Source organism: Colwellia aquaemaris (genome assembly GCF_057548755.1).
This window is the reverse complement of the sequence record NZ_BAAJLV010000001.1, coordinates 57,882-70,186: the sequence shown is the minus strand read 5'-3', so window position 1 is coordinate 70,186 and position 12,305 is coordinate 57,882. Positions and strand designations below refer to the sequence as shown.

The following is a 12,305-nucleotide window of genomic DNA, read 5'->3' as shown; positions in this document are numbered from 1 at the left end:
GTTTAGCAGACTAGCATTCAACTTATTAAGTTGTTTTGATCGTATTTATTTTCCATCTTATTTGCCCTTTTATATGAAGAGAAGTAGTTATAAAGCAATAATTTGGGGCTAACGTAAGAGATTATAAGCAGCATAAAGTACAAGCGTCGTAATTTATTCACTTCAAAAATTCTCAGTAAATAAACCTCTGTACAAGCGCTTATTTACCTTACACCTTCACCTAAGAATTTCAGTTTAGACATATCACTGACATTGCTTACATAGCCTTACTTAAAAACTCGGTTATCCACCATAGAATGGTTTAACCATTAGCTCTACTATCTACAAAAAGGTAATTAAGTGAATATCTGCAAATTAAAAAAAATAAAATTAGCTACCCTAGGTATCATCACCTGTCTTTATGGCTGTGGTGGCAACTCGAGTACTACACCAACTACACCAACTACACCAACTACACCAGAAAATATTATCAAAACAGTAACTAACGGCAATATAGCTTTTGAACTCGTTTTCATGAATACGCTATCTTTACAAAATAATAAAGAGTTAAGTTGGAGTAGTGAACTACAGCAACCTTATATTGATGCGGCAAACAAATGGCTATCGGCATTAACAGCAGTAGATGGTAAAACCTTACATACTATTAAAATGAAAATTTTTGTTAAATATCTTGCTGGGGGCAATGGTCAAGCTGGTCCCGATTCTGAAGAACAAATAGGTGACTTTTTAATACCGACTAGTGGCGAGCTAACCATTGGTAATCATACGTACGCGCAAGGATTCGACCCAGTTGAGTTTTATGCCAATATATTGCACGAAATGGGGCACATTATTGGTATCGGTTCATACACTGAAGCTTATACCAAGCAAGATTCAACATATAAGGGCAACGTATTTAGAATTGAGAATAGCATTGCTGTGAAAAAATATAATGAAATATACGGTACATCTTTCGACTTTGTTCCTATGAGTGATGACGATGGTCATTTATACGATTATGTTTTGCAAGAAGATAACAAACGAGTACTTGATAACGGCAATGAAATCCCGCCACTAACAAAGGAATTTATGGCCAACGGTACTATTTTTGGTGCGGTAACATTGGCAGTGCTGGACGATATTGGTTATCAAGTTTCATACAGTGGTACAGATTCCTACGTACCATAACTTTGTAGCTTTTGATTTTTAACAACAGGATGTTTGCTTTATAAAACAAACATCCTTACTTTTTGACTACAAACTACTAACCTCAAGGGTTGTATCCGTGAACTTTATTTTCTCAACAGCTGTTAAAATATTAGTGCCGTCCCGATTATCTTGCATATCTTTTACTGTCACCACATCATTCTCTTTAGTTGTACTATATTCAGCAGAACTGCCTGAAAAGGTTACAGTATTTACCCCAGCATTACCTGTAATATTGTTATCTAATTGATTAACAATGACATTGCTATCATTTGTTCCGGTTAAGGTGATATCTTTTAAATATTGCGAGTGGTGGCTATATTTTATTACTGGATTAAAAGCCAAACTAAAATCTCCAGTAAAACTTTCATCTATACGGGCGTTGTAAGTCAAATAAGAATGAAAAAATTTATTATCTAGCAGTGTCGCACCTTGTGAATCTTCCTGCGTAATATCACTACGCACTTTCGCAACATACAAGCCATTCATACCATGCGTGCTGCTTTCAATATCGGCTCCCCATAAGCCATAATAAACATCAATAACTGCCGCTAGGTATTCTTGGCTTAAACTATTTTCTGCCGTCAATTCTGCAATCCAATCTGCAGCACCTATACCCCATAAATTCGCCGCAGAAGCATTAACCTGCGCTGCTCTTATTTCATTTTGAAAATCTGCACCTGCACCAACAAAAGTAGGGTTTTGGTCAACACCAATACCATAGTCATGCACCAAATGTAGAATTTCTTCATATGAGGCATCTCGATGCTCATAATTCTGATTAACATACCAACGGTGCCCTTCAACTTGCATTTCACCATAATAAAGCGGCTGCCCATCAAGCTCAGCGGCGGCATTGGTGCCGTCGTCAACACCATTTAGTAACAATAAAGTGGCATTGTTTTCTGCCATTTTATTAGCGATAGCGCTTTTATCTGAACCATACTCTGAGCCTGGGTTGTCCCTTAAAAAATGCTGTAATATATTACGGGAACGTACTATTTGGTTTTCTAAAATGCCATCTTGCGCGACAATATGAATAGCACCACCATTGGGTGTTTCTACCTTGGTATAACGATCAAATTTCAACGCCGCAGTGTAAGTCCCTTTAAGTGCTTCAGGCACTGCAGATATACCCAAATCATTTGGTGCTGGCGTCGGTGTTGGAGTGGGGGTCGGCACAGGAGCAGGAACCGGTGTAGATGTCGCTTTTTTAGAACCGCTACCACCACATGCTACAAGTGTGCTTGCTAAAATGGTACAAGTAATTAAATTTCTCATTTTCATCATAAACAACCTTTAGTTTTTATTAACTATTGGCAGTTTATAAAGGTTAATTCCTCTGGTAAGTAAACAAACGTAAGCAAATGAAAAATTTGCTATAACTTAATATTGATAAGATTACCGCATCTTTTACAAGTCACTAACTCAACTAGATATTCTCTAGAATTTAGAAAAGACAATGATGGCTTACAATCGCTTACGTTTCATTATTCTCAATAAGTTAACGGATACCTATTCCTAATGTTACTTCACTTACTTATCAAAACTAAATTCAATAAATGCTTTACCATGCTCAGATACTAAAGGAATAATAACAAGCGGACCGTCGGCTTTATGGTTAATGGTATGATTTTTACCTGATACAACCATAGGTGTTGCCATATCAAACTCAAAGCCCTTTTGACTTAGCATACGTTTTGCTCCACCAGTAACCATATTGGTTATTTCACCTACTAAGTCTGTAATCTCTTCATTAATTTCATTCGGACCTTCACCAACCATGCCCCTCATCGTAGCCAAGGCAAGTGTACCTTCGAAAGTAATAGATAAGGAGCCTTTAGTTTGCTTACTAACCATACCAATTAAGCCTGAAACATCACCCTGTGCTATCATATTTTTTTTCAAACGTGGTTTTTCAGGCGTAAGTTCCAACTTTGCCATAGTTGTCATTACATTGAGCATTGACGACAAAAATGGGTTAATAAACTCTACATTCATGACATTTTCGAATCCTTTTGGTTTTAACTTGAAACTCAATATCAAACCGCCATTACGGCCTAACGCGATACAATTGAAGTCAGTAATCGCATAAAATCTTACTTCTTTAGCATGCATACCCGTATTACTGACTATGATGTAATGCTAAGTGAGCGATAAGCTGAAAAATATGGCTAAACGGTCCAATTATGCGAATAACATAATTTGTTGAAGAGTAAAGACAAAAAAACGACCATTAGAGCAATGATCGCTTTTAAAATTAATGATGTAGTAAAGTAATTTACTACTTTACTAGATAAAAAATTACTTTATTAAACAGCTACTCAACCGTAACTGATTTAGCTAAGTTACGTGGTTGGTCAACGTCTGTGCCCTTAATAATAGCAACATAGTATGACAATAACTGTAATGGCAAGGTATAAACAATCGGTGCAATTAAATCATCACACACAGGAACGTCGATAACCTTCATCGTTTCATCACTACTAAAGTTTGCACTAGAATCAGCAAATACATACATTAAACCGCCACGTGCGCGTACTTCTTCAACATTTGATTTTAATTTTTCAATTAAGTCATTTTGTGGTGCTACAACAATAACCGGCATTTCCGCGTCAATTAAGGCAAGTGGACCATGTTTAAGTTCGCCTGCGGCGTACGCTTCAGCATGAATGTAAGAAATTTCTTTTAGCTTTAACGCACCTTCCATAGCAATAGGGTATTGATCGCCGCGACCTAAAAATAAAGCATGATGCTTGTCTGCAAAGTCTTCGGCTAAGTCTTCAATCGAACTTGCCAATGCTAACACTTCTTCTAATTTATTCGGTAAGGTCATTAACGACTGTGCGATTTCAGCTTGTTTTTCTTCTGACATGCCGTGATGTTGACCTATGGCCAAGGTCATCATCAGCAAACCTACTAACTGAGTCGTAAAGGCTTTTGTAGATGCTACACCAATTTCTGCACCAGCTTTAGTCATAAAGGCAAGGTCTGATTCTCGAACTAACGAAGAACCCGCAACATTACAAATAGTTAAGCTTGCTCTGTAGCCTAATTCTTTTGCTAAACGCAATGCCGCTAAGGTATCAGCGGTTTCGCCTGATTGAGAAATAGTCACTAACAATGCATTTTTAGGTACATGTGATTGGCGATATCTAAACTCACTGGCAATTTCAATATTACATGAAACGCCGGCTAGCGCTTCTAACCAATAACGCGCCACCATGCCTGAATGATAACTCGTACCACAAGCAATAATTTGTACGTGTTCAATCTCTTTGAAGATATCATCAGCGCCGTCACCAAAGGTTTGCGTATCTAATACATTACCTAATAAGCGACCTTCTAAAGTATTACGTATGGCGGTTGGCTGTTCATAGGTTTCTTTAAGCATATAGTGGCGATATTCACCTTTATCGCCAGTGTCATGGCTCACTTCCGACTCTTTTGCTTCACGCTCTACAGCATTGCCATCAATATCAAAAATATTCACTTCAAAGCGAGTTACTTCGGCAACATCACCTTCTTCTAAAAATGAGAACTTACGTGTAACAGGCAATAAGGCCAACATATCTGAGGCAATAAAGTTTTCACCAACACCGTAACCAACAACTAAAGGGCTACCTGAACGAGCAACAACCACACGGTCTTTATCGCGAGTATCAACTACTACCGTACCGTAGGCACCTTCAAGTTGTTTTACTGTTGTTTGTACGGCGGCTAATAAGCTGTCGGCAGTTTTCAATTCATGGTGAACTAAATGAGCAATAACTTCTGTATCAGTTTCCGAAACAAACTCATAACCTAAACCTTGTAAACGAGTGCGTAATTCTTCATGATTTTCAATAATACCATTGTGAACTACAGCAATTGTTTCTGACGATACATGTGGATGAGCGTTAATTTCACTTGGAGCGCCATGCGTTGCCCAACGAGTATGAGCAATACCTGTGCCGCCAGTTAATGGCTTAGCTTGTAAAGCATCAGCTAATTCTTGCACTTTGCCTAAACGACGTGCGCGCTTTAATTGGTTATCATTATCTATAATGGCAACACCAGCTGAGTCGTAGCCGCGATACTCTAATCGCTTAAGGCCTTCTACTAAAATATCGGCAACATCACGTTGTGCTACAGCACCAACAATTCCACACATAATTCCTGTCCTTTTTAACTTGCTATAACAAGGTTAACACCTTGTTTAATTATTTCACTTTGTACGTTTTCAGGCATATCTGCATCTGTTATTAACGTATGAATTTTATTCCACGGTAACTCTAAATTGGGTATTTTTCGATTTAATTTTTCAGAGTCCAACATCACGATAACTTCGCGTGAAACCTCCGCCATAACACGGCTTAATCCCAACAGTTCGTTAAACGTTGTTGTACCTCGTTCCATATCAATGCCATCGGCACCAATAAAAAGTTGGTCAAAGTCATAAGAACGCAAAACGTTTTCAGCCACTTGCCCTTGGAAAGACTCAGAATGAGGGTCCCAAGTACCACCGGTCATCAATAATGTTGGTTCATTCTCAAGTGCATGTAAATCTGATGCTATTGCCAAAGAGTTAGTCATTACAACTAACCCCTGCTTGGCACTTAATTCTCGTACTAGCGCTGATGTTGTACTACCACTATCCAAAATAATACGGTTGTGATCTCGAATTAAGGACGCCGCCGTTTGCGCTATCAAAACCTTTCGTTTCGAAACTTTTTCAGTTTTTGGTTCAATTATTTCATTTGGTAATGGTACTGCGCCGCCATATCGGCGTAATAACAAACCACTATTTTCTAATACCGCTAAGTCCTTACGAATAGTAACTTCCGAGGTATCAAACTTTTTTGCAAGGCTATCAACACTTACTTCACCTAAACTACTTAATTCTGCAATAATGGTGTGACGACGTTGTTGCGTATTTCGTTTTGACATTTCTTTCGTTTGACTCTTAAAAGTTTCGGTTTAAAACTTAGCTATTAGAACAAAAGCTGAAAATAAAAACAATATTTAATCTAAATAAGCCGCTTTAATGATAATTTATTACCTGTTTTAAAGGTTATTTACCTAAAAAGATAACGGTTTTATAAAACGTAGCGCCGCTGAAATAAAAATGCACCCGTTATTAAACGCGTGCATTTATTAAAATAAGTATTATAACCTTACTTTTTTGTCGGGCGTTTCCAACCAGCAATATTTCGTTGTTTACCACGTGCAACACTTAATTCATTATCATCGACATTTTTAACAATAACAGAACCCGCAGCTGTTGTTGCCATATCGCCAATGTTTACCGGAGCGACTAAAGAAGCATTTGAGCCAATAAAAGCACCGGCTCCGATAATAGTTTTTGATTTATTAACACCATCATAATTACAGGTTATGGTGCCAGCGCCAATATTGGCTTTAGCGCCAACTTCTGCATCACCTAAATAGGTTAAATGGCCAGCCTTTGCGCCTTCACCTAAAGTAGATTTTTTCATTTCAACAAAATTGCCGACATGCGCATCGCGCTTTAATTCAGAGCCTGGACGAATACGAGCAAAAGGACCAACCGAGGCTAACTCACCAATAATGGCATCTTCAATGATAGTATTAGGCTTAATTTCTGCGCCTTGGCCAATTTTACAATTCTTCAAGATGCTGTTTGCACCGATAATAACATTGTCCGCTATTTCTACATTACCCTCAAAAATACAGTTAACATCGATCACCACTTCCTGACCAACATTAACATTTCCACGAATATCAATACGGTTAGGGTCACGTAAACTTGCGCCAGCAATCATCATTTCTTCGGCTTTTCTTAACTGATAAGCTCGTTCTAAGCCTGCAAGTTGTACGCGGTTATTGGCGCCTTCTACTTCTATTTCACTGTCTGGGTGTGCGGTAGCAATGCTTTTTCCTTCCTGATGACAAGCGGCAATAATATCGGTTAAATAATATTCACCTTGCGCATTATCACTTGATAAATTTGATAACCAACGTTTTAAATCACCACCATTAGCCAATAAAATACCAGTATTTGCTTCATTAACCAGTAACTGCTCGGCTGTTGCATCTTTTTGTTCAACAATACCCACTACAGAGCCTGATTCATTACGCATAATACGACCATAGCCGGTAGGATTAGCTAAATGTACTGTTAATAACGCCATACCTTGTTCAGGCTTTGCTGCAATTAAACGTTGTAATGTACTTACTTTCGTTAGTGGTACATCACCATAAAGTACCAACACATCTTCATCATCAGTTATAAATGGTGATGCCATATCAACCGCATGGCCAGTACCTAACTGTTCTTTTTGCTCAACAAAAGTTAAGTCTTCTCCGGTTATTTTACTTTTTAAAATATCACCACCAAAACCATAAACGACATAAGTATTCTCAGCTGCTACTTGACGTGCTGCATCAATAACATGTGCAACCATAGGTTTTTCAGCGACTGGGTGAAGAACTTTCGGTAGTGCCGAACGCATACGAGTACCTTTACCCGCAGCGAGGATAACAACAGAGAGAGACATAATTTTTCCGGTTATTTTTATTAAGTTAGGTGATGTTAAAACATTGTTGCATTATTCTAAATGCCAAACGTTGAAAATTCTATCAACATTTTCATAGAAGATCAGTCAAATGCCATAACTGTTGACTACAAAGTAAATTTTCACCTCTTCGTTATACGCTTTTTGTTAAAAGAAAAAATATTTGCGTATATAATACCGCCAATATAGATACCGCATACTCCTCAAACAGTAAATAACTAGGACCCCAGTTAAATGACGCCAATCGCTGAGCAAATAGCCGATGAACTTAATGTAAAAGTAAAGCAAGTAAATATTGCTATAGAACTATTAGACGATGGGGCAACGGTGCCATTTATTGCACGCTATCGTAAAGAAGCAACACAAGGGCTTGACGATAATCATTTACGCCACCTAGCTCAACGGTTAACTTATTTACGCGATCTTGCTGCTCGCCGAAACGTTATTATTGCCAACATTGAACAGCAAGGGAAATTAACACCGTCATTAACAAAAGAACTAAACGAGGCTGACAGTAAAACCCGTCTTGAAGACTTATATTTACCTTTTAAGCCTAAGCGCAAAACTAAAGGCCAAATAGCAATCGCTGCTGGGTTAAAACCGTTAGCTGATAAAATTTACAATAATTGGCAAACCAATCCCGAGCACGAAGCCACTGCATTTATCAACAAAGAGCACGGTTTTAATGATGAGAAATCAGTTTTAGACGGCGCACATTTTATTCTTGTTGAACGTTTTGCTGAAGATGCTAATTTAATTCAAAAATTACGCCGTCATTTATTAAAGCAAGCCCACCTATGCAGCAAACTTGTCAAAGGCAAGTCAAATGAGGCTGCAAAATATCGTGATTATTTCGAGCATTCAGAATTACTAAAAAGCGTGCCATCACACCGAATGCTAGCTATGTTGCGCGGCCGAAATGAGGGCTTATTATCACTCTCTATTGATGTTGACCCAGGGCAAGACAGTGCTTTTTCTAGTGCGCAACAACTAATAACAGAGCACTTTAATTTACGTTTAACGGGACAAGCAGCAGCGTCGTTTTTAACTAAAGTGGTTAACGCAACATGGAAAGTAAAACTGAGCCAAAGTTTAGAAACAGAACTATTAGGAACCCTGCGTGAGCAGGCTGAAATAGAAGCAATTAAAGTTTTTTCCCGTAATTTAAATGACTTATTAATGGCTGCGCCAGCGGGGCCAAAAACCACCTTAGGCTTAGATCCCGGTATGCGAACTGGCTGTAAGCTCGCCATTGTTGATGCCACAGGTAAATTATTACAAACTGCCACCATATTTCCACACGCTCCACAAAGCCATTGGGATAAATCAGTTCGCACCTTAGTTAACTTGTGCCAGCAACATAAAGTAGAGCTTATCGCCATAGGTAATGGTACAGGTTCACGTGAAAGCGACAAATTAGTTGCTGAAGTGATCTCGACAATCGAAAAAAACAAACCGACAAAAATCATGGTCAGTGAGGCAGGGGCTTCAGTCTACTCGGCGTCAGAATTAGCAGCGAAGGAATTTCCTGAGCTTGATGTTTCCATACGAGGTGCAGTTTCAATTGCTCGTCGTTTACAAGATCCATTAGCTGAATTAGTAAAAATAGACCCAAAAGCCATTGGTGTTGGCCAATACCAGCATGATGTTAGTCAGAGCCAACTTAGTCAAACCTTAGATAACGTTATTGAGGATTGTGTAAATGCGGTTGGCGTTGATTTAAACAGCGCCTCGGCGCCGTTACTGTCAAGAGTCTCTGGCTTAAATAAAACCATGGCAAATAACATTGTGAGCTTTCGTGATGAACATGGCCGTTTCAATAATCGTAATGAATTGAAAAAAGTTGCCCGCTTAGGACCAAAGGCTTTTGAACAAGCTGCTGGATTTTTACGTATAACAGGTGGGGAAAGCCCACTAGATTGTTCAGGTGTTCACCCTGAAACTTATACAATTGTTGAGCAAATTTTAACACAAACAGATAGCTCCATTGCTGAACTTATCGGCAATAAGTCACTGCTAGAAAAAATTAACCCAGCAGCATTAATTAACGAAACATTCGGTATAGTTACAATTACTGACATTATTAATGAATTGGAGAAGCCCGGTCGTGATCCAAGGCCTGAATTTAAAACGGCTACCTTTAAAGACGGTGTAAACACAATAGCTGACTTAAAAGTAGGTATGCTCTTAGAAGGTGTAATTTCAAATGTCGCAAATTTTGGTGCATTTGTTGATGTTGGTGTTCATCAAGACGGTCTAGTGCATATTTCATCTTTAACTAACAAATTTGTTAGCAATCCACATGAAATAGTAAAAGCAGGTGAAGTAGTAAAAGTTAAGGTGACTGAAGTTGACCCTGAGCGCAAACGCATTAGCCTAACCATGCGTTTAGATGAAACATTGCCTACCGCAAAAAATCAGTCATCTGACAAAACTGCAAATGTAAAAAGTAACAATAAAGCGAAACATCAACATAAAAATCAAACACGTACGCAAAAGCCAAAAGCGACAAATAACGCTGCAATGGGCAATGCTTTTGCCGATGCGTTTGCCAAGTTGAAAAAGTAGCCTTTCAATGAACTTTTTTACAAATAAATGGAGAGCCGCTTTTTAGCGGCTTTTTTAATGGTAAACAGTGATACTTATCAAAAAAGAGCTTCGACAAGGAGTCTAAAGCTTGCACTTTTAATTTTGCTCGCTACCATAGCCGCCTTTAAAACACCTCAGCATAACTTCTTCGGAATTTCATGGAACTTAGCAGTTACTCTCTTTACTTTAGTATTTCACTTCTTGCTTCAATTAGTATTGGCCCATCGGTTATATTGGCGGCGAGTAATGGTATTAACTTTGGTCGAAAACGCGCTCTTGCCGGCGTATTAGGGCATGTTAGTGCTGTTATGATTTTAGCCTTAATATCGGCTTCTGGCTTAGGGCTAATTCTAATGGCATCTGATCTTGCATTTACCATGATTAAATACGCGGGTGCTGGCTATTTGGTCTATATTGGTATCGCTATTTGGCGTAGTAAAGGCTGTTGGGCATTTGCCGAGAAAAATACGCAAATACCACAAAAAAGAGCGCTATATAAACAAAGCCTGATACTCGGCTTAAGTAACCCCAAAGCATTGATATTTTTTACCTCTTTATTTCCACAGTTTATTCAACCAGAGCAAGCTATTTTGCCGCAATTTCTCTTATTAGCAGGTACCAGTTTATGTAACGCATTTATTTTTACTTCGGTTTATGTAGTCGTTGCATTTCGTTTTCGCCAATACTTTTTATCTTCTATTAGCCAACGTTGGGTGGGTAAAACAACCGGTGGAATTTTTGTTGGGTTTGCTGCGGCATTAATAACAAGTTAACTACGGCAATTAACAATAGACGGGATGTCTGGTAGAGGTCTGAATATAAAAAAGGGGAAGCAAAAGCTTCCCCAAAACAACCTCGGTTGGGAGGTTAACTAACGCAAAGTTTTAACACTTACAGCTGTTAATTGAGTTGGTAGATATATTTTGGCTATAGCACATATTTAGCAGAAATCTGTACATAATCAGAATCTGCATTTTGATCAACAGATTCAAAGTTACCTATTTCAAAACCAAATGAAAGTTCTTTAGTATAGTTTTTAAAAATATTAACGCCCCAATGCCTTCTGTCAGCATCTGCTACATCAGTAGTTGTTTTGCCGTAAAATGCTGTGCTACGAATATCATCCGTCCAGAAATGACGATAAGCAACCATATAAGAAGTGGTTTCCTCAACTTCTTCACCAACTAAATCACGTGCTGCAACCACACCTACGTAACGACCAGTTTCACCGCCATGATATTGAAAGCGAAAATCATCTTTACCGAAAGTTTTAATTCTACCGGCAACACCGTAACCAAATGCAGATTCAGAGTTCCCTCCAACGGTATTCAACTGGCGTGCTAAACCTGCAACAGAAACATTACCCCAATCACCTTTAAAGGTATATTTAGCAATCACATCAGGTACTGAGTCTTGGCTCGGATCACCTTTGTCTGACTCAGGGTTTTCGATAGCGACCTGAAAACCACCTTGAGTATAGCGAATTTGCCCTTGTCGAATAAAAGCTGCGGCGTTTAATGGGCCTGCAAAATCAGCGGCTTCAGCTAAGGCACTGGTATTAACAAAAGTCGACCAAGTTTGGCCAACAAGAATGTTTTTGTATTTAATAAAGGCGTGACGGATTCTTGGGTTTGACGAGTTAGAGACGATTTCATTCCCGCCGCCTCCATGAAAATCCATCTCAATAAACCCAGTAACATCACCATGAACATATTTGGTGTTAAAGCGAGATTCTGTGGCTCGAAAGCTAAATTGTGAAATATCACCAACATTACCAGCACCTACCCAATAATCTTTAGTAATACTATTGATATTACCGTCGACATAACGTGTATCAAGCTTAATGTAACCGCCAAAAGTAATGGTATCTTTATCAGATAGTTTAATTTCATAACCCGCATTTGCACCGCCAGCCATAGCTAGAAGACCTGATGCTAATAAAAGCTTTTTCTTATTCAACATTTTACTTTCCCCATGTGTTATTTACCTTAGAGC

At 38.6% G+C, this 12,305-nt stretch carries 9 protein-coding genes; 3 read left to right on the top strand and 6 right to left on the bottom strand.

Annotation, left to right across the window (positions count from 1 at the left end; genetic code table 11):
- The first annotated feature begins 339 nt into the window (after positions 1-339).
- Positions 340-1,167 (top strand): hypothetical protein, encoded by an 828-nt coding sequence (locus AC27HL_RS00330; RefSeq protein WP_487078098.1) that lies wholly within the window; start codon positions 340-342, stop codon positions 1,165-1,167.
- Between the two features lie 66 nt (positions 1,168-1,233).
- On the opposite strand, the gene AC27HL_RS00325 is transcribed toward AC27HL_RS00330, so the two are convergent.
- The 5 genes from AC27HL_RS00325 to glmU form a co-directional block, all read right to left on the bottom strand.
- Positions 1,234-2,466, bottom strand: a complete 1,233-nt coding sequence (locus tag AC27HL_RS00325) for a hypothetical protein (protein ID WP_487078096.1) — start codon at positions 2,464-2,466, stop codon at positions 1,234-1,236.
- Between the two features lie 255 nt (positions 2,467-2,721).
- The gene (locus AC27HL_RS00320; RefSeq protein ID WP_487078094.1) at positions 2,722-3,186 is read right to left on the bottom strand and encodes a chemotaxis protein CheX; all 465 of its coding nucleotides are present in this window, start codon (positions 3,184-3,186) and stop codon (positions 2,722-2,724) included.
- 319 nt (positions 3,187-3,505) lie between these two features.
- Positions 3,506-5,338 (bottom strand): glutamine--fructose-6-phosphate transaminase (isomerizing), encoded by a 1,833-nt coding sequence (glmS, locus tag AC27HL_RS00315; RefSeq protein ID WP_487078092.1) that lies wholly within the window; start codon positions 5,336-5,338, stop codon positions 3,506-3,508.
- A 14-nt stretch (positions 5,339-5,352) separates the two neighbouring features.
- Complete coding sequence (locus AC27HL_RS00310) at positions 5,353-6,114, bottom strand: DeoR/GlpR family DNA-binding transcription regulator (protein WP_487078090.1); 762 nt, start codon at positions 6,112-6,114, stop codon at positions 5,353-5,355.
- 227 nt (positions 6,115-6,341) lie between these two features.
- Positions 6,342-7,703: a bifunctional UDP-N-acetylglucosamine diphosphorylase/glucosamine-1-phosphate N-acetyltransferase GlmU gene (gene glmU, locus AC27HL_RS00305; protein ID WP_487078088.1), complete on the bottom strand. Its 1,362-nt coding sequence runs from the start codon at positions 7,701-7,703 to the stop codon at positions 6,342-6,344.
- Between the two features lie 252 nt (positions 7,704-7,955).
- Between glmU and AC27HL_RS00300 the strand changes: the two genes are divergently transcribed.
- Together AC27HL_RS00300 and AC27HL_RS00295 are read left to right on the top strand one after the other, a co-directional pair.
- Positions 7,956-10,289, top strand: a complete 2,334-nt coding sequence (locus AC27HL_RS00300) for a Tex family protein (protein ID WP_487078087.1) — start codon at positions 7,956-7,958, stop codon at positions 10,287-10,289.
- Between the two features lie 179 nt (positions 10,290-10,468).
- Positions 10,469-11,083 (top strand): LysE family translocator, encoded by a 615-nt coding sequence (locus AC27HL_RS00295; protein WP_487078085.1) that lies wholly within the window; start codon positions 10,469-10,471, stop codon positions 11,081-11,083.
- 154 nt (positions 11,084-11,237) lie between these two features.
- On the opposite strand, the gene AC27HL_RS00290 is transcribed toward AC27HL_RS00295, so the two are convergent.
- Positions 11,238-12,272 carry a DcaP family trimeric outer membrane transporter gene (locus tag AC27HL_RS00290; protein WP_487078083.1) on the bottom strand — a complete coding sequence of 345 codons (1,035 nt, stop codon included), beginning with the start codon at positions 12,270-12,272 and terminating at the stop codon, positions 11,238-11,240.
- Between the last annotated feature and the right edge of the window lie 33 nt (positions 12,273-12,305).